Annotated in this window: 20 protein-coding genes; 14 read left to right on the top strand and 6 right to left on the bottom strand. The window is 62.5% G+C overall.

The genetic code is table 11. The annotated features are described in order from the left end of the window. Positions 1–53: 53 nt before the first annotated feature. The 4 genes from FH061_RS25035 to FH061_RS25020 all read left to right on the top strand — a co-directional run bounded on the left by FH061_RS25035 (position 54) and on the right by FH061_RS25020 (position 8,059). Positions 54–2,633, top strand: coding sequence for a sensor domain-containing protein (locus tag FH061_RS25035; RefSeq protein WP_151638557.1), 2,580 nt, complete (start codon positions 54–56; stop codon positions 2,631–2,633). Positions 2,634–2,814: 181 nt separating this feature from the next. After that, on the top strand, positions 2,815–3,747 hold the full coding sequence (locus FH061_RS25030) for an endonuclease (RefSeq protein ID WP_151638556.1): 933 nt from the start codon (positions 2,815–2,817) through the stop codon (positions 3,745–3,747). A gap of 175 nt (positions 3,748–3,922) precedes the next feature. Beyond that, positions 3,923–5,926, top strand: a complete 2,004-nt coding sequence (locus FH061_RS25025; protein ID WP_151638555.1) for a sigma-54-dependent Fis family transcriptional regulator — start codon at positions 3,923–3,925, stop codon at positions 5,924–5,926. 339 nt (positions 5,927–6,265) lie between these two features. Continuing rightward, the gene (locus FH061_RS25020) at positions 6,266–8,059 is read left to right on the top strand and encodes an NAD(P)/FAD-dependent oxidoreductase (protein ID WP_151638554.1); all 1,794 of its coding nucleotides are present in this window, start codon (positions 6,266–6,268) and stop codon (positions 8,057–8,059) included. Between the two features lie 94 nt (positions 8,060–8,153). Here the strand turns inward: FH061_RS25020 and FH061_RS25015 are convergent, their stop codons facing one another. Next, the gene (locus FH061_RS25015) at positions 8,154–9,758 is read right to left on the bottom strand and encodes a peroxidase family protein (RefSeq protein WP_192805246.1); all 1,605 of its coding nucleotides are present in this window, start codon (positions 9,756–9,758) and stop codon (positions 8,154–8,156) included. 420 nt (positions 9,759–10,178) lie between these two features. Here FH061_RS25015 and FH061_RS30705 point away from each other — a divergent pair, with 420 nt between their 5' ends. Then, positions 10,179–10,424, top strand: a complete 246-nt coding sequence (locus FH061_RS30705; protein ID WP_192805245.1) for a hypothetical protein — start codon at positions 10,179–10,181, stop codon at positions 10,422–10,424. Between the two features lie 423 nt (positions 10,425–10,847). Beyond that, a complete protein-coding gene (locus tag FH061_RS30700; protein ID WP_192805244.1) occupies positions 10,848–11,057 on the top strand; it encodes a hypothetical protein in 210 nt (69 codons plus the stop codon). Between the two features lie 344 nt (positions 11,058–11,401). On the opposite strand, the gene FH061_RS25010 is transcribed toward FH061_RS30700, so the two are convergent. Beyond that, a complete protein-coding gene (locus FH061_RS25010) occupies positions 11,402–11,674 on the bottom strand; it encodes a nickel-binding protein (protein ID WP_151638552.1) in 273 nt (90 codons plus the stop codon). 384 nt (positions 11,675–12,058) lie between these two features. On the opposite strand from FH061_RS25010, the gene FH061_RS25005 reads away from it, so the two are divergent. Both FH061_RS25005 and FH061_RS25000 read left to right on the top strand, forming a co-directional pair. Continuing rightward, positions 12,059–12,343 carry a hypothetical protein gene (locus FH061_RS25005; protein WP_225984871.1) on the top strand — a complete coding sequence of 95 codons (285 nt, stop codon included), beginning with the start codon at positions 12,059–12,061 and terminating at the stop codon, positions 12,341–12,343. An 87-nt stretch (positions 12,344–12,430) separates the two neighbouring features. Continuing rightward, positions 12,431–12,691, top strand: coding sequence for a hypothetical protein (locus FH061_RS25000; RefSeq protein WP_151638551.1), 261 nt, complete (start codon positions 12,431–12,433; stop codon positions 12,689–12,691). 246 nt (positions 12,692–12,937) lie between these two features. Here FH061_RS25000 and FH061_RS24995 read toward each other — a convergent pair whose 3' ends face one another. The 4 genes from FH061_RS24995 to FH061_RS24980 form a co-directional block, all read right to left on the bottom strand. Continuing rightward, a complete protein-coding gene (locus tag FH061_RS24995) occupies positions 12,938–13,129 on the bottom strand; it encodes a DUF2783 domain-containing protein (RefSeq protein ID WP_151638550.1) in 192 nt (63 codons plus the stop codon). Positions 13,130–13,144: 15 nt separating this feature from the next. Then, positions 13,145–14,821 carry an FAD-dependent oxidoreductase gene (locus FH061_RS24990; protein ID WP_151638549.1) on the bottom strand — a complete coding sequence of 559 codons (1,677 nt, stop codon included), beginning with the start codon at positions 14,819–14,821 and terminating at the stop codon, positions 13,145–13,147. Positions 14,822–14,888: 67 nt separating this feature from the next. Next, positions 14,889–15,866, bottom strand: a complete 978-nt coding sequence (locus tag FH061_RS24985) for a Bug family tripartite tricarboxylate transporter substrate binding protein (RefSeq protein ID WP_225984870.1) — start codon at positions 15,864–15,866, stop codon at positions 14,889–14,891. A gap of 207 nt (positions 15,867–16,073) precedes the next feature. Further along, complete coding sequence (locus FH061_RS24980) at positions 16,074–17,033, bottom strand: MBL fold metallo-hydrolase (RefSeq protein ID WP_151638548.1); 960 nt, start codon at positions 17,031–17,033, stop codon at positions 16,074–16,076. Between the two features lie 249 nt (positions 17,034–17,282). Here FH061_RS24980 and FH061_RS24975 point away from each other — a divergent pair, with 249 nt between their 5' ends. The 6 genes from FH061_RS24975 (at position 17,283) to FH061_RS24950 (ending at position 24,090) form a co-directional block, all read left to right on the top strand. Beyond that, a complete protein-coding gene (locus FH061_RS24975) occupies positions 17,283–18,071 on the top strand; it encodes an IclR family transcriptional regulator (RefSeq protein ID WP_151638547.1) in 789 nt (262 codons plus the stop codon). 72 nt (positions 18,072–18,143) lie between these two features. Continuing rightward, the gene (locus FH061_RS31255; RefSeq protein WP_225984869.1) at positions 18,144–19,190 is read left to right on the top strand and encodes a helix-turn-helix transcriptional regulator; all 1,047 of its coding nucleotides are present in this window, start codon (positions 18,144–18,146) and stop codon (positions 19,188–19,190) included. A gap of 296 nt (positions 19,191–19,486) precedes the next feature. Then, on the top strand, positions 19,487–20,464 hold the full coding sequence (locus tag FH061_RS24965; protein WP_192805243.1) for a Bug family tripartite tricarboxylate transporter substrate binding protein: 978 nt from the start codon (positions 19,487–19,489) through the stop codon (positions 20,462–20,464). Then, on the top strand, positions 20,461–21,978 hold the full coding sequence (locus tag FH061_RS24960) for a class I adenylate-forming enzyme family protein (RefSeq protein WP_151638545.1): 1,518 nt from the start codon (positions 20,461–20,463) through the stop codon (positions 21,976–21,978). Before FH061_RS24965 ends, FH061_RS24960 begins: the two co-directional genes overlap by 4 nt. Before the next feature lie 289 nt (positions 21,979–22,267). Next, complete coding sequence (locus FH061_RS24955; protein WP_151638544.1) at positions 22,268–23,524, top strand: MFS transporter; 1,257 nt, start codon at positions 22,268–22,270, stop codon at positions 23,522–23,524. 101 nt (positions 23,525–23,625) lie between these two features. Next, positions 23,626–24,090 (top strand): YaiI/YqxD family protein, encoded by a 465-nt coding sequence (locus FH061_RS24950; protein ID WP_151638543.1) that lies wholly within the window; start codon positions 23,626–23,628, stop codon positions 24,088–24,090. Positions 24,091–24,133: the final 43 nt, after the last annotated feature.

The following is a 24,133-nucleotide window of genomic DNA, read 5'->3' as shown; positions in this document are numbered from 1 at the left end:
TCGCTTTGATCGTTGCGTTGCTTTGATTTTGCTTATTCGACTCCGAGGTACTAATGATGGGTACCACTATGGAAGAGCTGCAGCGGCATATTGCAAAGCTCGAAGGTTTGCTGGAAAAAAACCTTTCTGAATTGTCCTCCGCGCAGGCGGCATTGGTGCAGGCTGAAGCAAAGATCGAGGAAATCACGCAGATTTACCAGACCACATTTGATCTTGCCGCGGTTGGCATTGCGCATATCACGTTGAACGGGCAATGGCTGCGCATCAACCCCTTCCTCTGCCAGATGCTCGGGTACACCAGGGAAGAGCTGCAGACCAAGACCTTCCAGGAATTGACCCATCCCGAGGATCTGGCGCCTGATCTCGCACTGGTCAATGAGTTGTTGCGTGGCAAGCGAACCTCCTATGCCATCGAGAAACGCTATGTGAAAAAGAATGGCGAGCTGGTCTGGGGCCACCTCAGCGTCTCACTGGTGCGTGATGCATGGGGATTGCCGAGCTACTTCATTTCCATCATCAAGAATATCGATGCCCGCATCCGGGCCCAGGACCAGGGCGGGCAAAGCCGTGCGCGCTTGCGCGCGGTACTCGACAGCCTCAGCGAAGGCGTGATCGTTTTTTCCAGTGAAGGCAAGCTGCTGGAAGCCAATCCGGCGGCAATGCGGCTGTTCGAATACAAGACCCCGAGCGACATTGCTTCAGAGGCCGAACTGCTCGCCGATACCTTCGAAGTCAGTACCCTGGATGGCGAGCCGCTTCCGGTGGAGGATTGGCCTGTGTACAGGCTATTGCACGGCGAGATCGTCTCCAATGCCGAGATGGTGGTGCACCGCCGGGATACCGGAAGATCCTGGATTGCCAGCATCTCCGGCACGCTGGTCGAATCGCCGCAGTTGTCGGCCCCGCTTGCGGTATTGACCGTCGAGGATGTCACCAAGCGCCTGATGGCGGAGACCGCCTTGCGGGTCAGCGAACAGCGCCTGCGCCTGGCGTTCGACCATATCCCCGACATGGTCGTCATCTACGATCCCGACCAGCGCATCCAGTATGTGAACCTGGCGGCGGCGCACAGCATCGGCGAGAATGACAGGGGCCTGATCGGCCGGCATGCCAGGAATGCATCAAACCAGTCCATCCTGAACTTGTGGCAGCCCTTGCTGGAGGAGGCGCTCGTGACGGCCGCCCTGCAGGCGGACGATTTCGATTTCGCCTCGGAGACCGGCTTGCGCAACCTGAGAGTGACCTGCGTTCCGATTACCGAAGAAGGCCGTACCGTGCGCGAGGTCATGGTCATCTGCCATGACTACAGCGAGCGGCGGCAGGCCGAGGAAAGAATCCGGCAGGCCGCGCTGCATGATCCGCTGACCGGCCTGCCCAACCGCTCCCTTCTTTACGAGTATGCCCGCCATACCTTCGCCGCGGCGAACCGGGCAACGCAGGAAGTCTCGGTGCTGTTCATCGACCTCGACCGTTTCAAGCCCATCAACGATATCCACGGTCATGAAGTCGGCGACACCGTGCTGCGGCAGGTTGCCGGCCGGCTGCGCGGCAGCATCCGTGGCGAGGACATGGTATTCAGGCTGGGAGGCGATGAATTTCTTGCACTCGTACCCCACCACAATGACGACATCGCGGGAGAAAAAGTTGCCCAGCACCTGATGGAAGCCATCGGCCGGCCCTACCATGTCGGGTCGGTGGAAGCGTCGCTGTCATGTTCCATCGGCATCAGCATCTATCCGCGCGACGGCGTCGACGTCGACATGCTGATCGGCCATGCGGATGCGGCGATGTACGTGGCCAAGCAGATGGGCCGCAGCACGATACAGCTCTACACCTCGTCGCTGGCCGAACGCGTGTATATGCAATCCCTCATCGAGGAGGGCATCAAGACCGCGCTCAAGCGCGATGAGTTTTCCCTGTATTACCAGCCCGTGATCGATATGCAGACGAACGACGTGGTCAGTGTGGAAGCGCTGCTGCGCTGGCCGGGCAACGGCATGGGGCCGGACCGCTTCATTCATGTGGCCGAAGCCACGGGCCTCATTGGCCGCCTCGGCGAATGGGTCTTCGGCCAGGCATGCGAACAGCATTCGGCATGGATAGAGGAAGGTTTGCCGCCGATCCCGATCGCGGTCAATGTATCGCCCATGCAGTTCCGGAAGAAGGACTTCGCAAGCTATCTGCAGAACACCATCCGGGATCACTGCATTGGATGCGCCGGCGTGCAGATCGAGCTCACCGAGACCGCGGTCATGGAAGATATCGATCATGCCATTACCGTATTGAATGAACTGCGCGGCAAGGGCATCAAGGTTTCGCTCGACGATTTCGGCACAGGCTATTCCAGTCTCAGCTATCTGAGTCGCCTGCCGCTGGACAAGATCAAGGTGGACAAGTCCTTCGTGCACCGGCTTCAGCACGACACCGCGAGCCGGGCGATCATCGAAGCCATCATTGCATTGGGCCGCACGCTGCGTCTGGAAATCGTGGCCGAAGGCATCGAGTCCGATTCGACATTGCAGTATCTGCGCCACCATGGATGCCACCAGGCGCAGGGATATCATGTTTGCAAGCCGGTGGTGGGCAATCGCTTCGCGGCCTGGTATCGGGAACACTCCGCCGCTTCTCATTGAATTGATGGCTGAATGATTGCTGAATGATCACGGTCGCGCGGTGCGGATGTCCGCCAGGGCGCACCGCATTGCACCACCCGGAACTATCAGCCGGACAGTCTCTCAAAGCGACATCTTTTTATCCGGTCCTTGGTTGCTGCATTCGCCTTCCAAAGACATCGACAGAACCAGACACACGAACATGCGCGCTCGCATCAGCTCGGTCGGCCTACTGATGCCGCAGTCCCCGCCTCGCGACATCCATCCCACGGACAGCAGCGGCAGCATCGATCCCGCGAGTCTCGAAGCCTTGCCGGATGGCGCCGGCATCTACCGTTTCCTGGATGCGGCAGGCTCTCCGCTGTATATCGGCAAGAGTGTCAGCATCCGCTCCCGGGTGCAGGCCCATTTGCGCACGCCGCAGGAACGCGCGCTGCTCCGCAGGACGCGGCGCATCGACTTTGTCCGCATGGCGGGGGAAACCGGTGCGCTGTTGCTCGAATCGCAACTCATCAAGCAATGGCAGCCGCCGTATAACGTGCTGCTGAAATCCGATGCTCCCGCCTATGCGCTGCATCTGCCAAAGGGCACTCTTCAGCCGCGGGTGGTCGATTACGAGGACAATGGCCGCTATCCCGCTCACGGGCTGTTTGCGTCGCGCAGGACAGCGGAAGCAGGCTGGCGGGCCCAGGTCCGGCGGCATGGCTTGTGTCCTTCCCTGCTCGGCATTGAAAAGACCACCCACGGGCGCGGATGTTTTGCGTATCAACTCGGCCAATGCCGCGGCGCCTGCATCGGCCTGGAAACCCCGCTGGCTCACACACGGCGGGTGCATAAGGCCTTGAAGCAGCTGGGCCAGTACGTATGGCCCTATGCCGGGCCGATCGGCATTTTTGAAAGTGACGGGAACCTGCATCAGGTGCATGTGATCGAGCGCTGGGCCTACCTGGGAAGCTTGTCGGAATGCCAGCCGGCGCTGAGGCTCCCGCGCAGCGCCCAGCTGGACATGGATACCTTCAAGATTCTTTCCGCACGGCTTGCCGCGGGCCTGCTGACGCAGGTCGAAGTGCAGATCACGCAGAACGGCCATGGCATCCGCAGCTGCAGCTTCCCGCCCGCGGAGCTGGCGGCCTGAGGCGCAGTCGGCCACGCCTGCTGGGAAGAAGACATTGCTTGCGGTAAATGCCGCCGCCATGCCGTACAGCCATGCTGGACATGCCGGTCCCGGCTCCACTACACTTTGCCGAACAAGAAGGAAAGCTGGCACGCCGCGCAGGATGAGGCGATGAAGTGCTCGACAGGAGACACAGATGCAGGATCGGCAACGCGAACATATTGCGACCGTGATGCAGGTCGCGGACGCAGGACTGGCTTCGCCTTGGGCGCGCCATCATGATGAAGTCATACGCAGTTCCTGGCTGCGCTGCGTGCACGAGCACCGGCTCGATCCGGCCCGCATGCAGGAAGCCGTGATCCTGCCGGGAGAGCGCGTCAGGGAACACCAGGACCAGCTGGAAGACTTTCTGCAGATTGCGCGGCATGGACTGGAATCGCTGTACCAGCAGGTGGCCGGTCTCGGTTACGTCGTGCTGCTGACCGATGCGCGAGGCGTCACGGTGGACTTTCTCGGCGACATCCAGCTCGACCATCAGCTGCAGCGCGCCGGACTCTACCTCGGCGCCGACTGGAGCGAGCGCCATGCCGGCACCTGCGGCGTCGGCACCTGCATCACCACCGGCGAGGCGCTGACGGTGCATCAGGAAGACCATTTCGACGCCACCCACATACCGCTCACCTGCACCACCGCACCGATCTTCGACACCCTGGGCAGGCTGAGCGCCGTGCTCGACATCTCCGCGCTGACATCGCCGCAGGCCAAGGAAAGCCAGCACCTGGCGCTGCAGATGGTGAAGATGTACGCGCACCAGATAGAGAACGCCAGCTTCCTGCAGCGCTATCGCCGGGACTGGGTGCTGCGCCTGTCGGGCGCGCCGCAATTCCTTGATGTCAATCCGGAATACCTGCTGGCCATCGATGCCGGCGGCCGCGTCATCGGGCACAACCGCCGCGCGCAGATGCTGTTCGAGGCCGACGGCGGCGGGCCGCTGGTCGGACGCGGCTTCGAGCACCTCTTCGATGTCCGCTTCAATGAACTCGGCCGTTTCGTGCGCATGCAGCCGGTCGATCAGCGCGCGGTCAAGCTGGCCGGCAGCACGCGGCTGCTGTTCCTTCTCGCTTCGCCGCCGCTATCGCCGCTGTCGCCGCTGTCAACGCTCCCGGCACCGGCGCAATCGGCAAGCGGGGCGCCGCGCAACCAGACCCAGGCTGCCCAGGTGCCAGCGCCGCTGGCGGCCCTGTCCGGCGGCGACCCGCAACTCGACCGGCAGATCGCGCGCGTCGCACGGCTGCTCAACTCGCCGGTCAGCCTGCTGCTCAACGGCGAAACCGGGACCGGCAAGGAGTATTTTGCCAAGGCGGTCCACCAGAGCAGCGAACGCCGGCGTGGTCCGTTCATCGCCGTCAATTGCGCCGCCATTCCCGAATCCCTGATCGAGAGCGAACTGTTCGGCTACCTGCCGGGAAGCTTCTCCGGCGCGTCGGCGCGCGGCAAGCGCGGCCTGATCGCGGAAGCCGACGGCGGCACCCTGTTCCTCGATGAAATCGGCGACATGCCAAGGCCCCTGCAGGCGCGGCTGCTGCGCGTACTGGCGGAGAAGGAGGTATTGCCGATCGGTGGGACGCGCCCGGTATCGGTCAATATCCGGGTCATCGCCGCGACCCACTGCAACCTGGAAAAACTGGTGCGCGAGGGCGGTTTCCGCGACGACCTCTACTACCGGCTCAACGGCGCGCACATCCTGCTGCCGACCTTGCGCGAGCGGCAGGACTTCAGCCACATGGTGCGCCACATGCTGCGCCAGCACGCCAGGCAGCATGACCTGCCTGCGCCGCCGGACCTGGCTCCGGCCACGCTGGCCCTGATGCGCGGCTATCCATGGCCGGGCAATCTGCGCGAACTGCGCAATGTCATCGAATATGCCGCCGCCGTCTGCATGGATGGCCTGATACAGCCCGACGATCTGCCTGAACAGTTTCATGGAAACGATGCCTGCCGGCTTGCCTTGCCGCTGCCGGCGCATGCGCAGGGCGCCGCGGCAACGCTGCCGGAAGCCGAACGCCTGCTCACCCAGCTGCGCGCCTGCGGCTGGAACATCTCGGCCGCCGCTCAACAGATGGGCATCGCGCGCATGACCTTGTACCGGCGCATGAAGCGCCTTGGCATCGCCACGCCCAACCAGCGCGACAGGAACTGAACGCGGATTGCCGTTTCTCTTGTTCCTTTGCTGTTACACCGGGTGTTACAGCTGTCACACCCGGTGCTGTGACAGCTGTCGCGGAGATTGCCCCGCGCAGGGCATGCCACGCCGCCGCTCCAGGCCAAAACCCGCAATCAATTCAATGACTTGCATCGCACTCGCGGGCGCGCCAGCGCATGGCACGCCGCTTGCCATTGACTCCTTGCCGGCGAACGCAGGCCAGGCGCATGAGCAGTAGCGCATTGATCCGCAGGTGAACGATCTCCCTTCGAAGGCCAAGGGGTCGGCGCCAGCCTGCCTGCATGACCGGCCAACATCAATTCGGAGAGAGACACCATGGAAAACACCCCCTCGCTGCAAGTGAACAACTGGCTGGAAAGTTTCGGCGCCGCCCTGAAACGGCATGACGTGGAAGCCGCCGCCGCATTGTTTCAGGAGGAATGCTACTGGCGCGACCTGATCAGCTTTACCTGGAACATCAAGACGGTCGAAGGCAGGGATGGCATCCGCGACATGCTCAACGCCACGCTCGCGCATGCAGCGCCGTCGAACTGGAAGCTGGAAGAAGAGGCAACCGAGGCCGACGGCGTGGTTGAAGCCTGGCTCACCTTCGACACCGCGGTCGCGCGTGGACGCGGCCATCTCCGGCTCAGGGACGGACGCGCCTGGACACTGCTCACCACCATGGCCGAGCTCAAGGGGCATGAGGAAAAGAAGGGAGCGAACCGCATCAAGGGCGCCGAACACGGCGTGCAGCGCGGCCGCCAGACGTGGCTCGAAAAGCGGCGGCAGGAGGAAGCGGAGCTCGGCTATGACAAGCAGCCCTACTGCGTGATCATCGGCGGCGGCCAGGGCGGCATCGGCCTGGGTGCGCGGCTCAAGCGGCTCGGCGTGCCGACGCTCATCATCGAACGCAATGAGCGCGCCGGCGATTCCTGGCGCAACCGCTACAAGTCGCTCTGCCTGCATGACCCGGTCTGGTATGACCATATGCCTTACCTGCCCTTTCCCGACGACTGGCCGGTGTTCGCGCCGAAGGACAAGGTGGGCGACTGGCTGGAGATGTACACCAAGGTGATGGAGCTGAATTACTGGAACAGGACCGAAGCGCTCAATGCGCGCTTCGACGAACAGAAGAAGGAATGGGAAGTCACTGTCAGCCGGGACGGCCGGCAAGTCGTGCTGCGGCCCAGGCAGCTGGTATTCGCGCTGGGCGTATCCGGCTTTCCCAATGTGCCGAAGATCGAGGGCATGGAAAGCTTCAAGGGCGTGCAGCACCATTCGAGCAAGCATCCCGGCGGCGAGGCTTTCAAGGGCAAGAAGGCGGTGGTGCTCGGCTCCAACAACTCGGCGCATGACATCTGCGCCGACCTCTGGGAGAACGGCGCGGACGTCACGATGATCCAGCGCTCGTCGACCCATATCGCGCCTTCCGATTCGCTGATGGAACTGGCGCTTGGGCCACTCTACTCCGAGGAGGCGCTTGCCAGGGGCATTACCACCGACAAGGCCGACCTGATTTTTGCATCGGTGCCCTATCGCATCATGCCTCGCTTCCATATTCCCGTGTACGAGGAAATGAAACGGCGCAATGCGGATTTCTACCGCAGGCTGGAGGAAGCCGGCTTCATGCTGGATTTCGGCGACGACGGCTCCGGCCTGTTCATGAAATACCTGCGCCGCGGTTCCGGCTATTACATCGATGTCGGCGCATCCGAACTCATTGCCAACCGCAGCATCAAGCTCAAGAGCGGCGTCAACATCCGGCGCATCAAGGAGCATTCGGTGGAGCTGACCGACGGCACCGAATTGCCCGCCGACCTGCTGGTCTATGCGACAGGCTACGGCTCGATGAACGGCTGGGTCGCGAAGCTGGTATCGCAGGAAGTGGCCGACAGGGTCGGCAAGTGCTGGGGACTGGGTTCCGATACGACGAAGGACCCCGGTCCGTGGGAAGGCGAACTGCGCAACATGTGGAAACCGACCGCCCAGGAACAGATGTGGTTCCACGGCGGGAACCTGCATCAGTCGCGGCATTATTCGCGCTATCTCGCCTTGCAGCTGAAGGCAAGGATGGAAGGGATTCCCACGCCGGTATATGGCAAGGGAGAGGTGCATCACCTGCGATAGGCCGGCGTAGGCACCACGGCGGCGGGAACCGCCGCGCTCGACTCCCCGCCGCGCCTGTGCGGCGGGGATCGCCGCCGCATTCAGCCATGTCCGCTCATACCGCATGCACCACGCCGGCGAACCGGAGCAGATCCGCCATGGTGAAACTTCCCTCCCCCGAGCCAGGCAGGCTCGGCCGCCAGTCCGGTTTCATGCTCAGGTAGGAAGCCTTGTCCGCCTTCAGCAAGCCGACAAACACTTCGCCCACCAGTCGCGCGCCGACCGGCCCGAGGCGCATGCCGTTTTCCATCACTTCCGCTTCCTTGAGGACGTAGAAGAACAAAGGCGTGGAGGTATCCATGGTATGGCGGCTATCCAGGGACAGATGGGCAAGCTCCTGCAGTTGATCGGCGCCGAGCGCCCGCATGTGCATCCTGTCCGCGATGGCCTGCCCCGACGGCAGGCCGAAATCCACATGGCGGATCAGTGTCCGCGCCGGCAGCGATTGCACGCCATCGGGCGGCAGCCCCGGCGCGGGCCCGCGCGCACCGGGCAGGGCCATCAGCACGGAAGACAGCTTGCTGTCGATGCGCTTGTTGGGTCGCACATTGCCGTCTCCGAAATCGAAGAACGTCTGCCAGTCGACGAACCTGCGCGGAGCGCGCTTGCCTCCCCTCAGGTCTTCGGGATCGGCCGCTTTCGGGTCCTGGGTGTCATCGAACACGAAAGCGAAGAATGGCGCACCTCCGCCCGGCCCGAAATTGACGCGGTAACTTGGCCGCACCTGCGAATGACCGAAGCGGTACGCCGCGATCGCGAACTCGACCGGGATGCGCGCCTTGTCGGGCTCGCCATGACCGGGCGCAACCCTGGACGGATGATCCGGCTTGTAGTACCTCGGACCTTCTTCAAGCAGCCGATCAACGCGGTCCTGGCCGATGACCGCCGGCAGATACTCGTGCAGGATGATCCAGTGGTAGTGCCAGGTGACGATGCGGCGCGTCTCGTTGAAAAGCGCTTCGGCCGACCAGTCCTCGTAGGGCCTTTGTGCGGCGAGATGATCGGTGACCGCGTTATGGAACAACAGCAGGGCCAGATGCATTTGCGAAATGATGACATGCTCGTCATTGCGGGAATCTCCGATCACTGCGGCTCCCGTAGCATCGCGGGGGATGTCATAGCGCACGGTTCCATCCCTCGATGCGTGCTCCGAGCCGAGGATGGCCTGCACGCGGAACTTGATCAGGCGCTCGCCCGCATCGTACAGTTCCGGCGAGCCTTGCGGTCCCTTGCCGTATATCGTGTCGAGGTCGAGCGCGGAGGTCCGGAAGTTCGTCGTCGCTTCCGGAGCGCTTGCCACGCTCAGGCGCGAGTTCCTGTCGAACGTCAGATCGTGGTCGAGGAACTGGCCCACGAAGGTGACGCCTGCCGTCATGTTCGGATTGTCCCGGTTGCGCGGACTGAACACGGCCGGATCGAGGATGGACCGGACGGGATCGGTCAGGTTATCCTCGGCATCGAGAATACCGTGCCGCATCGCAAGCATTCGCATCTTTTCCCGCACCTGGTCATTCTGTTCTGCAAACGCAGGCAGATCAGGGAACATGCGTGTGAAGGTGTTCCCGGCCTGCGCGGGCTCGTCGGGAAAGGGAGCCCGCACGGTCTGCGCCGATATCGGCGCCATCACCGAACTCAGGCTTGCCGATGCAAGCAAAGGCATGAGTTTTCGCTTCATCAATCTGATTCTCCTGATCAGTGGCGCGTTCGACAGGAAGAACGTCTTGCTGCTTGAACCGCCGATGGATAAATGCGCCTATACCCGTCAGCGTTAACGCCGATAAAGGAGCGACGGGCAGGCGCGAGATCGGCGCACCGCGCCAATCGTTCGGCCCGAATTATCCGAGCCGGATCCGCTTTTGTTAAATCCATGCCAAGGAGCCCGATACAGGCTCTCCGCTTCCAGCCAGCCGCTGGAATACAACATGAAGAGCGTCCATCAATCAGCCTATGCAAGGCGTGCCGACGAAAACGGTATGCACATGCGGCAGGGAGGTGCAACGCGCACGCGGCATGTTGACAGACGCTCTAATCGCAACATGCAAATCGACATGGCAATCGGAGTCTTCTCCCGAAAAGGAGCATGGCAGCGAAGGCAGCCATGGAGAAGAGCCGGCGACTGCAAATGCCTGGCCAGCGCCTTGCTTATCCTGTCCGGATGCGCTCGCCAACATGGCACTGCGAAAACACTGCGGGGGAATGGCAGCCCGGTCCGGAGAACCCGCTGATCAACAATCATGCAGCCCATCCGCAGAGCATCTCCAGTGTGCTCCACAACATCCGATATGCAAGTGGCCCCAGCCAGAAGAATGAGTTAAATCAGATTTAACTTAATTGATATGGCCCGTCGTGCCGCATGTGCATGTAAATGCGCATGCACCTTCGGTTCAACTGGAAACAATTGCGCCGCCCGCACGCGGTATTCCGAACCAACACTGTTCTATCTCATATCGGCATGAAAAACAGGGATGCGAAACACTTGCATTCTTCGGCAGGCGATCTATGGTGAGCCTACGCCTTCCATTTGATCGTGCGCCGCACATAAGACGAATCCAAGTCATCGCATGCCGTGAGACCGCGTCTCTTGTGCCTGGCCGCGTTGCGCTCTTTATCCATAGCCTCGCCATGGATTCCCGACAACGCGCATCGGCGCTTCGATCGAAAAAAAGACCGATTGGTCTTGTCGAGCATGGGATAACGCGGGATTGGTACAAGTCGTGCAGGGGGGCTTTCCCGTCATCAGGAGATTGCAATGAGAACGTTTGTAATAATAAGCTTGCTCGTCGTTTCCGCCACCGGCTGTTCAGGTATGGGCGCCATGTCTTCCGGAGGTTCCGGAATGAGTCATTTTTCCGGCAGCACCGGCAGCTACGGGATGGAAGACCGGAACAACTGGAACAGCATCAATAATTCCGTGATCAATCCGCGCACAGGCCAGCTCAATTTATATCATGGGGGCTGATGGGACAGGGTTCGATCTGTCCGCCCTTTAACCGGTTCACCGTTGTCTCCCGTTGTCTCCTCCACCTGCCTCAGGTGGATTGCCCAATACCCGTAGCAGGTATTGGACGGGTATTGGGCCTTTTTAGGTGATGACGGCAAAGAAGCAACGATAAGGACCGCGCCCTTCCCGCATGAAGAATGCGAACTCGGCGGCGACTTGCTCATGCAATGATCAGCACAGTCCTTGCGCCGCACATGAAGACGATGGCGGCGAAATGAGTAGCGGCAGCGGCAGGCCGCGCATTGCCCCTGCTTCCTTTTCATCCGTCCATGCAGGAAGCCCGGGATTGCGGCAAGCTCTCCTCAGCTTCCCGGATTGGGCAAGTCCAGTACTTCCTCCACCTTGTCGAAGGGCAGTGACGCCGCCCTGTTGACGCCCTCGACCGCTTCCCTGTCCTGCGCATCGAACAGGCATGTGCAACGCTGATCCGCGGGATAGAAATTGCTGCGCAGGTAAGTCACCGGCGTGCCGCTTTCCGTGGCCCGCCTGCTTGCCTCGATCGCCGCGGCCTGCGCAGCGGCAAGCTGTTCCATGCTGATGCCGCTCAGGTTTCTTTGTACCGCATAGGTCGTCATGGTTACCTCCGTCTCGCTCGTGAAAAGCTTGTCTGGTCCGGTCCTATGCTTGTTCAAATGGAGGAAGCCGCATTGAGCGGCCTCAAGGCGAATGCGAATCCCGGTCAGCGCCACCAAGTGTCGCTTTTATCCTCACATGCAGCGGCAATCCAACTGCCAGGTGTTGGATCGCAGCCGTCATTCCATCTGCGGCAATTCTCGGCAACGCCGGCAACGCATGTCGACGAATCGCGCAACGCCCTTATCTACCAAGCCTTTGCGGCGATTTCTCCTCGACGACTGCGCCGCTGGCACGGCCCCTGCTATATCTCCTTCAAGCGCGACGAAGCGCCCTCCACCCAACGAAGCAATCCATTTACCCCATCACTCTTTTGGAGAACCATCATGAAAGCACTGACCATCAAGGACCTGTCCGTCACTTCCGAACTCGATGCCAAATCCATGACTTCCGTTCGCGGCGGCCACGGCGCCGTCCGCTTCCCCGCCCTGTTCGCCGGTCCGCTGTTCAGCGCCTCCAAGAGCGAAATCCACTTCGGCGCCGAGCAGGCAATGGGCCAGAGCCAGAACACCCTGGTCAACAACGGCAACAACGTGGCCTTCGCTTCCGGCATCAAGTCCAATGTCAATCCGACTCAGACCGGCAAGAACACCATCAACTTCATGTCGTAAGCATGGCGCACCGGCAGAGGCCCGTCCTCCGCCGCACCGCGCAGCGCGACAGATAGCAGGCATCCATTCATCATCCAGGAGCATTTCATGTCCATCCAGATCAGCGACCTCGCCAGAGACAACGACCTTGACCACGCCAGCATGGCTGCGGTGCGCGGCGGAAATTCATGGCTTGCAGGCCTGGGCCCCATCGCCAACGTCAACGTCGGCGTCACCCAGAATCTGACGCAGTTGCAGAACGTTGAAGTCAATACGCTGAACAACGTCGGCTCCATCGGCCCCAACTTCGCCATACCGAAAATCAACGTGAATCCCGCCCAGTTCGGCCAGCTCGATGTCGCCATCTGAGCGAGGCACTGGATGTGGCCGGCGAGGCGGAGGTCATCAGCCGCTCGGGAGAGCGGGAGTGGATAGCGCGTGGCGCGCTGTTCAATCGACCCTGATGCCGGCTTCGCGGCCCCGCGGGCTTTGCTTGCAATCCTCTATAAATTCGGCCCGAGAATAGGTTAGGCCTGCTCCCCTCGCACCCCGGCCCTTTTCCAGAGGTAGAGGGGAGATCAATGACCCGGAAACCGATCCATTTTCCGGGCCGAATCAATCGGATGCGCTGGCGATCTGCATCGCCTGCCTGAGTACCGTCAGATCCCCGATATGGTTGGCCAGGAGCAGAATCAGCCTTGCATTGACGGCATGACTTTGCTCTTCGCTCAAGCCCTGGTGCATGTCAATCAATGCCTGATAGAAGTCGTCGGTATGTGACAGGTTGGGTTCGGTGTTCAATTGCATGGCCATCATCATTCCTCATTCAGCGTTGCATGTGGCATGGAGCACGGCGGCGCGCACCGCATCGGCATCGAGATGGCGCCAGCGCGCGCAGACGTGCTGGTCGGGACGCAGCAGGTAGAACGTTCCCGGCGTTGCGTCGTAGCGCTCCTTCATCAAGCCATCGACATCATGAACCATCGTCAACCCGTCGATCTGCGGCAATTGCGCATCGGCCGGCGCGACGACGATGGTCTTGACCGGAATGCGCATCTGCGCCAATGACTGCAGCCCGTCCGCAAGCTTCGCCGGAACCTGTCCGTCTCCGGTGAAGAACAAGCCGTTGAACTCGTTCCCAAGCAGCGCCAGCAGCCATTCGTCGCGATCCTTCATTCGCAGCGGCGCATCGGCGCAGGGGGCGCCCGGCGTCATCGCACCGGCGAAGCTGTCGGCATCCGCGGTGCTCAAGCGGGTACCGCTGTAGGTCGTGGGCAGCGACAGCCGGCCGCTGTTGACGATCCTTCTTGCAAACGCATGCTCTTTCGACAGGGAGAGTACGGCATCGCGGAACACGCGGCTGATCTTGCTCTTCGGCGTGATGAAATCGGTGGCGCGGGTCGAGTTCAGGATGTTTTCATCGGCGGCCTGTTCGCGTTCGCTGCCATAGGTATCGAGCAATGCGTCGGGCGCCCTGCCATCGAGCACCAGCTTCAGTTTCCACACCAGATTGTCGACGTCCTGCACGCCGCTGTTGGCGCCGCGCGCGCCGAACGGCGATACGCCGTGCGCCGCATCGCCCGCGAACAGCACCCGGCCGTGACGGAACTTGTCCATGCGCAGGCAGGAGAAGGTATAGATGCTTACCCACTCCAGCTCGAATTCCACATCCTTGCCCAGCAGGGCCTGGACCCGCGGGATAACCCGTTCCGGCGTCTTCTCCGCCACGGGGTCGGCATCCCAGCCAAGCTGGAAATCGATGCGCCAGACATTGTCCGGCTGCTTGTGCAGCAGCACCGACTGGTTCGGATGGAACGGCGGATCGAACCAGAACCAGCGCTCGGCCGGAAAATCGGCGGTCACCTTGATGTCGGCGATCAGGAAGCGGTCCTTGAATACCTGACCCTTGCTCTCCAGTCCCATCAGCTTGCGCATCGTGCTGCGGCTGCCGTCGGCAGCAATCACGTACGCCGCCCGCAAGGTATAGGTACCGTCCGGCGTTTCGACGGTGAGCATGGTGCAATCCTCGCGCTGTTCCATTGCAATCACCTTGCTCTTCCAGCGCAGGTCGAGGTTCTCTTCCTGCTGCGCCTGCTCGTAGAGATAACCTTCGACGTAGTACTGCTGCAAGTTGATGAATGCCGGCCGGCGGTGGCCCTGCTCGGGCAGCAGATTGAAGCTGTAGACGGGCTGGTCCTTGAAGAAGACCTTGCCCAGGTTCCAGCTGACGCCCTTGTCGACGATGCGGTCGCCGCAGCCGAGGCGATCGAATATTTCAAGCGTGCGCTTGGCAAAGCAGATTGCGCGCGAGCCGACGGACAGCTTGTTGTCATCATCCAGCAGGATCGTGCGCACGCCCTGGTGTGCCAGATCGATCGCGGCCGACAGGCCGACCGGGCCGGCGCCGACGACAATGACCGGATGGATCGGATCGGCATCGCCGCCGGCACGGCGGGGCGCGCGGTATTGCAGTTCAAGTGTCTGATAGTTGTTTTCCATGGTCTGGCGCCTTCAATATCTGGTGAGCATGCCCGGCTCCGCAAGCCGGTGCAGTGCGGGAAGCCGGTCAGTCAAGCTTGATTCCGTTGGCGCGGATCAGTTTGCCCCAGCGCTCGCGCTCGCTGCGCGCATAGGTCGCCATTTGTTCCGGGGTGCCTGGCAAGGCCTCCAGCGACAGGCTCTGGAAGCGCTCCCTGACCGGTCCGGATGCCAGCGCCGATTGCAAGGCCTTCGCCAGCTCGGCGACGGCCGGTGCAGGCGTGTCGGCGGGTACCGCCAGGCCTTGCCACGCATAGGCTTCGAAGTCGCTCACGCCCTGTTCCGACAGTGTCGGCACATCGGGAAAGCTGGGCAGGCGTTTGGGGCTCGCCACGCCGATGGCGCGCAGCTTGCCGTTCGTCAGATACTGCTGAACGCTGGCCGTATCCATCATGCCGAACGGCACCTGTCCGCCGATCAGATCCTGTACGGCAGGCGCCGCGCCGCGATAGGCGATGTGCTGGAACTTCAATCCGGTACGTTCGCGCAGCAATTCTCCGGCCAGATGATGCGGACTGCCGATGCCGGCCGACGCATAGCTCACGCCTTCAGGACTGGATTTGACCCATGCCGTGAACTCCTTGAAATTCTTTGCCGGCACATCGGGACCGACGACCAGAAGCAGGGGAAACCGCGCCAGCAGGCCGACCGGCTTGAAGTCTTTTTCGGCGTCGTAAGGCAGCTTGCCGAACAGTGACGGATTGGCCGCCAGGGTTGCGAAATCGGCGGTCAGCATGACATTGCCGGCATCTTTGGATTTGGCGACATACCCCGCGGCCAGATTGGTAGCCGCGCCGGGCTTGTTGTTGACGACGATGGGGCGCGCAAGCGATTGCGACATCTGGGCGGCGACGGTGCGCGCCACCACGTCGGAGCCGCCGCCGGCGGCATAGCCGACCACCCATTCGAGAGGCTTGCCCTGTGCCATTGCCAGCATCGGCGAGATTGCCAGGACTGAACAAGCCGCCTTGATGAGGCGGCGGCGCATGTTGGATAAGTGATTCATTGGTATCTCCTTGATATTGATATTCCCGCGATACGGCGGGCGGTTTGCAGACTTGGAGCGCCTGTCGGCATGCCGATGGCCGCCCTGCCGCAGTCCCCCTGGCTTGTCCCGCCCGGGTGTTGAACTGCTGATCCGCTGTCGAATGCTCCATACGGCAACGGCCGATCGGCCGCTGCCAGTGTCGGCGCCAGTCCTGCCCCGTAACGCCTATTCCTGCAGCGCGAACCACATTTCCTTGTCACGCTCGGCGGTCCAGATGCGCGGATGCTTGATGCCGCTGGCCTCATCCACCGCGCGCGTCACATCGAACGGCAGGCAATGCTCGTAGATGAACACATGCCCGAACTTCGGATCCATCTTGCTGCGCGTATGCGCCATCGCCGCCTTCAGGTCCTTGCCCTGCGCCACCGCTTCCTTCGCGCAGTCGAGCAGCGTCGTTACGAAGTCCTTCGTGTAGTCGATGCCCTTGTTGACCTCGTCCGGATTCATCAGCGCCGGTCCGCGTCCCGGCACCAGCTTTTCCGCGCCCAGCGCGCGCAATGCCTCCAGCGTCTGCGGCCATTCCTCCAGCTGCGCATCGCCGGTATAGGCGGCGGCATCGTACTCGACCAGGTCGCCCGAGAAGCAGATCTTCTGCGACGGAATCCAGGCAATGGTGTCGCCCTTGGTATGGCCCATGCCGATATGCATGAGCTTCACTTCGAGCTTGCCCATGAAGATGGTCATTTCCTTCTCGAACACCATGGTCGGCCACGACAGCCCCGGCACCGACTCGACGCCGGCGAACAGGCGCGGGAAGCGCTCGATCTCGGACTTCATGTCGTGTTCGCCGCGCTCGACGATGAGTTCATAGGTGCCGCGCGAGGCGATGATCTGCTCGGCGCCTTCCTTGAAGTAGGCCGAGGCGCCGAGCACGCGCACGGCATGGTAGTGCGACAGCACCACGTACTTGATGGGCAGGTCGGTGACTTCGCGGATGTGACGGATGAGCGACTGCGCCATGATGGGCGTGGCGGTGGTGTCGATCACCATGACGCTGTCGTCGCCGATGATGACGCCGGAGTTGGGATCGCCCTCGGCAGTGTAGGCGTAGGCATTGTCGGACAGCTTGACGAAGCTGGTTTTCTTTTCAACAACATCGGCTTGGGAAGCGAACTTCTTGGTCATCTTTCATCCTTTTCGGTAAGGCCGTGCATGGATTTCCGTCTATGAAGCCGGTGACGCTCCGCATCCCGGCTTTGCTGGATCATATTTTGTATTAAGTTGAATGCGTTTGATATCATCAAAATTGTTGAGATATCCGAACTTCTTAGTCATAATGAGCCGACGCCGGCTTGGAAGGGGAATGTTGCAGCGGATGCAATTTCTCCCGCGGCAAGCCTGTTTGACATACCGACGCCATGGGTTGAGACAGCAATGGAAATACAGAGAACCAGCCGGGGTATCCAGGCCATAGAAGTGGGCAGCCAGCTGCTGATGGCCCTCGTCCAGTCGCGCAAGCCGATGTCCCTGTCCAAGCTCGCCAGGGAAGCGAACATGACGCCGTCGAAGGCGCATCCTTACCTGGCCAGCTTCGGCGCGGTGGGGCTTACCGTGCAAGACCCGGTCAGCGGCAATTACGGCCTCGGGCCGTTTGCCTTCCAGATCGGCCTTGTTTGCCTTCTGCAGCAGAACCCGATCAAGCTGGCAACCCCGCTGGCGGAAGAGCTGGCGGCACGCATCGAGCAGACGGTGGCCATCACGGTATGGGGCACCCATGGCCCGACCGTGGTCTATATTGCCGAATCGAGCCGTCCCGTCCACGTCAACATGCGCCCCGGCACCGTCATGTCGATGCTGGGCACCGCGACCGGCCAGATCTTTTCGGCCTATCTGCCTCCCAAACTGGTGGAACATGCGATCGCGCGCGAACTGCAGGATTCGGCGGTCCTTGCGCAGGCGACGGCGCAAGATGCATTTCAGAAGCATGAGGGCTTGCTGGCGGATGTCCGGCGCCGCGGACTGGCCCGGGTAGAGGGCAATCCGATACCCGGCGTGAATGCATTCAGCGCACCGGTATTCGACGACAGGCAGGCACTCGCGCTGGCGATTACCGTCATAGGATCCACCGGCACCTTCCCGCCCGAATGGGACGGCCCTGTCGCCCGTGAACTGAAGAACTGCACCGCGTCGGTCTCTTATCACCTCGGCTATGCAGGCGGCTGAAGCGGCCGGATAACGCTACGAAACATCACGACACGCCGCATCTCCGCGCCCATGGGAAAGGTTCCGCACCGCATGTACACTCCGACCCGGAACGAACTCAGTGCCTTGCTGGAAATCATCGCCAAGCTTGGCCAGGCGGATTCCGCCCGCACCTCGCGGCGCGACATTTCCGATGACCTGCTGCGCCTGCTGGACGCGGATTACCTGGCTTCCTATACCTGGAACGGCGATGCCGGCAGGTTCGAGGACTGCGTTGCGCTGAACATTGCGCCCGCGCATCTGGAGAGCTATGACCGCCATTTCCAGCATTGCGATCCGATTTCGCCGCGCATCCGCCTCCAGCAGCGGGCCACCATCGTGTCGGAAGTGATCAGCCAGCGGGAGCTGGAACGAACGGAATTCTTCAACGACTTCCTGATCGTCGCGGGCTTGCATCATGGCATGGACATGCATCTCTTCGGCGGCGATGGCGAACATGTCGGCGACCTGCGCATCTGGCGCTCGCGCGGCCGGCCCGAATTCGGCCCGCGCGAAGTGACGCTGCTCGAAACACTGCGCCCGCATTTGATCGGCACGCTGCGCCGGCTCAACGAGCTGGCCCGGGAACGCGCGCAGGCGCGCGACTGGAAAGCGGTATGGATGCAGCATCCGCATGCCAGCTTCATGATGGATGGCAGCGGCAGGGAGACCGACCGCAATCCAAGCGCGATCCGCCTGATGAGCCAGCTCAGTCCACAGCAGAAGCGGGAATTGCCCGCGTTGTTGCGCGATGCGCGGCACAAGCCCGCGAGCCCGGACTTGTGGCAGGAGTTTCTCGTCACCGTCAGTGTTCCGGAGCACTTCGAAACGCGGGAAGACGGCGGCGTCTACATGGTGCAGCTCGCGGCAAGGAAGTCTCCTGCTCCCGCAGCCGCCGAACTGATCAGCATGTTCGGCCTGACCCAGCGCGAGGCGGATGTCTGTGCGCTTGTGATGCAAGGCCTTACCGACAAGGAAATCTCGAAGACACTGGCGATCAGCTTTCCGACGGTGCGCACCCACCTTACCCACAGCTTTGCCAAATTCAATGTCACCAACCGGGCGGAACTGATCCACCGGATCACGATGAACGCGAAGTGATCCGCCATGCCCGTCATGCCGGACCTGCATCATCCCAAGCGCCCGGCATGACCGGTCTTGCGGCCGGCGGCAGCGGAATGCCAGCCGACCGCATTGCCGGTATGAAACGGTATTTCTCCGGCGCCGGCGTGCGCCAGCCGCCCCGGGTTCGTCTCCCGCAAACAGTCCCTTAACGAAAACCAAATTGTGACGGCGGTATTCCGCCCGTATTCTCAGCAGCAGAATCGCCAGGAAGAGCCGCAGCAACGAAACCGTATCACAGGTATGCCGCAGCCCCATAAAACAAGGAGACAAGCATGCGATCTTACGAGTTTTTCCGTGTCATCCGCAGCATGGGTGCCGGCCTGATAGCCACGCTCATTCTGGCGGGGCCGGCATCGGCGCAATCCTCCCAGCCGGTGAAACTGCTGGTCGGTTACGCCGCCGGCGGTCCGGTGGACACCGCGGCCCGGCAGTTCGCCGCGGCGTTTTCGAAGGCGCTCGACATGCCGGTGATTGTCGAGAACCGGCCCGGCGTATCCGGCGCGCTCGCCGGAGCGGCGGTTGCGAAGTCGGAACCGAATGCGCAAATGCTGTATTTCGCGGCCAGCCCCACCCTGACCATCACGCCCAACGTGGTGCGCAGCATGCCTTTCGATCCGATCAAGGATCTTGCTCCCGTCGCCCCCATCCTCACCTACGCCAATGTGCTGGTGGTGAACAAGGACCAGCCGTTCAAGACGCTTCCCGAACTGGTGGCCCATGCCAAGGCGCATCCCGGCCAGCTGGCCTTCGGCTCCGCCGGCATGGGGGCGTCCAATCACCTGAGCGGCGAGCTGTTCGCGCAGCGCACCGGCATCAGTCTCACGCATGTGCCTTACAAGGGCAATGCGCCCGCGATGACGGACGTGATCTCCGGCCAGATCGCCATGATGTTCGACATCATCGGCACCGCGCGCAATTACATCAGCGCCGGGCGCGTCCGCGTGCTGGCGGTGACTTCGCCCGGACGCAACGCCTCATTGCCCGATGTGCCGTCCATGCAGGAAGCCGGCATCTCCGGCTACGATGTGCAGGGCTGGTATGCGCTCTACGGTCCGCCCGGCCTGCCCGCCGACCGGCTTGCCCGCTACCAGGAAGCGGCTCGCAAGGCGCTTGCCAGCGAAGAACTCAAGCAGAAGCTCATCGAGCAGGGATACGACCTGTGGTCCGGCACGGCACAGGATGTGACCGACCGTGTTCGCAAGGAGTTGTCGCTATGGGCGACGGTCACGAAAGGAATGAAATTCGAATGACGCGCACTTCTGATACCCGGCTTCACGATCTGTTCGACCGACAGCTCGCGGCCGAACCCGGCAGGACCTTTCTCTACGCGGCCGACGGTGAATTCAGCTTTGCCCGGCTCGGGCAGATGACCGACGCGCTGGAAGCGGAACTGCGGGCCGGCGGCGTGTTGCCCGGCGACCGGGTGATGGCGGTCGCGGAGAACTGCCCCGAGCATGTGGCGCTGATCCTGGCCTGCAGCCGCGTCGGCGCCTGGTCATGCGGCGTGAATGCGCGCATGTCGGAAGGCGAGATCCGGGCTTTCGTGGAAAAGGCCGACCCGCGCCTGGTGTATTACACCTCCCGGGTTTCCGACGCGGCGGCGGCGCATGCGCAGGCCGCCGGCGCGGCGCCTTCCGTTCTATCGGGCCTCGCTCATGGCTTGCCCAGGAAAGAAGCCAGCGTCCAGGACGATGAGCTGACGCACAGAATCGCCGCGATCATCTTCACATCGGGCACCACCGGAACGCCCAAGGGCGTCTTGGTGTCGCATGCGGGCCTCACCCACTTCGGAAGGGTATCGGCCGAGTCGCGCAAGCTGGGGCCCGCCGACCGCTCCTACGCCTATCTGCCGATGACCCATATTTTCGGCCTGGGGACGGTGCTGGCCGCCTCGCTGCATGCCGGTTCGGCACTGGTGATGCGCAGCCGCTTCGATCCGGCCGACGTCTTCGCCGCCCTCGAACAGGAAGGCGTGACCAATCTGCAGGGACCGCCGGCGATGTTCTCGCGCCTGCTGGCATGGCTCAATGCGCATGACATCGAGCGTCCGCCCTGCCCATTGCTGCGCTACCTTTACACCGGCGCCGCGCCGCTGGACATGACGCTGAAGCGGGAGATCGAACGCCGCTTCGGCCAGCCGCTGCATCATGGCTACGGCCTGTCGGAATATGCCGGCTCGGTCTGCCTCGTTCCCATGGGCGAACGGCGCGACGATACGGCGGCGGGCTACCAGGTGGAAGGCGGCGAAGTGATGATTGCGGCAGACGATGGCAAGCCGCTGCCCGACGGCGAGCGCGGGGAAATCTGGATCAGGGGCATCGGCCTCATGCCCGGCTACTTCCGCGATGCGCAGGCCACGGCGGCCGTGATGCGGCCGGGGGGCTGGTATACCAGCGGCGATATCGGCACCATCGGTCCCGACGGTGCGCTGCATGTGGTCGGCCGCCTCAAGGAAATGATCATCCGTTCCGGGTTCAATGTCTATCCCGGCGAAGTGGAAGCCGTGCTCAACGAGTTTCCCGGCATCCAGCGCGCGGCGGTGGTCGGCCGCAAGGAGCGCGACGGCAATGAAGAGGTGCTGGCTTTCGTCGAAACCGATGCCGCCGCGCAGATCGACCTGCAGGCGCTCGACCGCCATCTGAGCGCGCGCCTCGCGCCGTACAAGCGCCCCGCGCGCGTCATCCGCCTCGACAGCCTGCCGATGACGCTCAGCGGCAAGGTGCTCAAGCGCAATCTGCTGGAACACTATGCGCCGCCGGACTGATACCTGAAGCAGGGAAATGCCGATGCGTGCGGAGCCGTCCGGCAAGCAAGGGCGGCGATGGCTCGGCATGCCCGATATGCCGGATATGCCGGATATGGCGACATGCCGCCTGCTTCCCTGCCTGATGGTCCCTCCATCTCTACTTGCCCTCCTGCTTCCCGATTGCCGCACTGCGCCGCCATGAGCTTCGCTACGAAGTTCGGCATGAGGCGCGGAAATGCGGGATACTGCCGATACCGGTTGACCCGCCCTGCGAGCCACCGGCCTGCCACATAAAGGATAACGAGCAATGGCTACGGACGAGACAAGACAAGGCTGGTATTTCGGATGGAATATCGTGGCGGCGGCGACGCTGCTGACCTGCCTGACGGTAGGCATGCGCCTGGGCATCGGCCCCTTCTTCCTGCCGATGTCGGACGACCTCGGTTTCAGCCGCAGCCTGCTGGCCGGCATCATCGCCATCGGCATGCTGTTTTACGGCCTGGCGATGCCGCTGGCGGGCTACCTGGTGGGCCGCTGGGGCACGCGCGCGGTGCTGCTGCTCGGCACGGCAATCGTGGCGGGCTCCACCATCTGGACCGTGTTCGCCAGGACGCCGCTCACCTTCCTGCTTTCGTTCGGCGTGCTGATGTCGGTCGGCCTGGCCTTCACCAGCCCCGTCGCGCTCACGCCGGTCATCAGCCGCTGGTTCACCCGCCAGCGCGGCACCGCCCTGTTCTTCCTGTCGACCGGCTCCATGGCCGGCATGGCCTTCATGACTCCCATCCTGACCTTTGCCATCGAAGCCTACGGCTGGCAAGGGACGCTCCTCGGGTTTGCCGCCGCCTTCGTGCTTGTCACGATACCCGCCGCCCTGCTCGTCATCCGCGATAACGCGCCGCCCGGCACCGACCTGCTGCCGGGGCAGTCCGGGGCAAAGGCCGCCGCCGCGGCGGCGCAAAACGACCTGCTCGGTTTCGGCGAAGCCGTTCGCACATCGCCGTTCTGGAAAATCTTCATCGGGCTGTTCGCCTGCGGCTTCAGCATGAACCTGCTTGGCACGCATGGCGTTCCGATGCTGATGGATCACGGATTCGATGCCATGACGAGTTCGACCGGCATAGGCCTGATCGGCCTGGTCGCGATCGTCGGCACCATGATTCTCGGGCGTCTTTCCGACAAGATGCCGCGCCGCAATATCCTGTTTGCCATCTATTTCATCCGTGGCCTCGGCTTCTTTGCCTTGCTGCTGGTGGGCACGCACTGGGAACTGTATCTGGCGGCCGCCATCGGCGGCATGGTATGGGCGGGAAGCATCGCCACCTCGTCCGCCATTCTGGCCGACGTGTATGGAGTGCGCCTGGTCGGCGTGATGTATGGATGGGCCTACCTCGGGCACCAGATCGGCGCGATGATCAGTTCATGGCTGGGCGGATGGGGCTACGAAATGTACGGCACCCACTGGATCGCTTTCGGCGCGTCCGGGATATTGCTGCTGGCCGCCGCATTCATATCGCTTCGCCTGCCTGACCGGAGCCTTGCGCTGCGGCAGGTGCAGGCGGCGTAGTATTGCGTTCCCGCGCTGCGGCAAGCAACGCGCCGCAGCGCGAGTACGGCCGCGGGCTTGTCGCTATAATGCGTGATCCCGCCGAACTACTCCAATTCCTCATGCATATCTGGGTTGACGCCGACGCCTGTCCCGCCGTCATTAAAGACATCCTGTTCCGGGTGGCCGAGCGCCTGCAGCTCAATGTCACACTGGTTGCCAACCAGTTGATCCGCGTGCCGGGCTCGCGCTTCATCCGCGCGCTGCAGGTTCCGGCCGGCCCGGATGCGACCGACGCCGAAATCGTCGAGCGCGTCAGCCCCGGCGACATCGTCGTGACCGGCGACATTCCCCTGGCCGCGCTGGTACTGGAAAAGGGCGGCATGCCGCTCAATCCGCGCGGCGACTGGTACACCAAGGACACCATCGCCCAGCAGCTGACGATGCGGGCTTTCATGGAAGAGCTGCGCAGCGGCGGGGTTGACACCGGCGGTCCGTCCGCGTTCAGCCAGGCCGACCGCCAGCACTTCGCCAATGCGCTCGACCGCGAACTCGCGCGGCGCAGAAGTTCTGCCGGTCCCCGCTGAGTATTGCTTCCTTGCGTGCCTGATCATGAAAAAGGGCAGCTTC

This window comes from Noviherbaspirillum aerium (genome assembly GCF_008929045.1).
Classification (GTDB): Bacteria; Pseudomonadota; Gammaproteobacteria; order Burkholderiales; family Burkholderiaceae_D; genus Noviherbaspirillum; species Noviherbaspirillum aerium.
The sequence above is the reverse complement of the archived record's forward strand: the minus strand, read 5'-3'. Positions and strand labels throughout refer to the sequence as shown.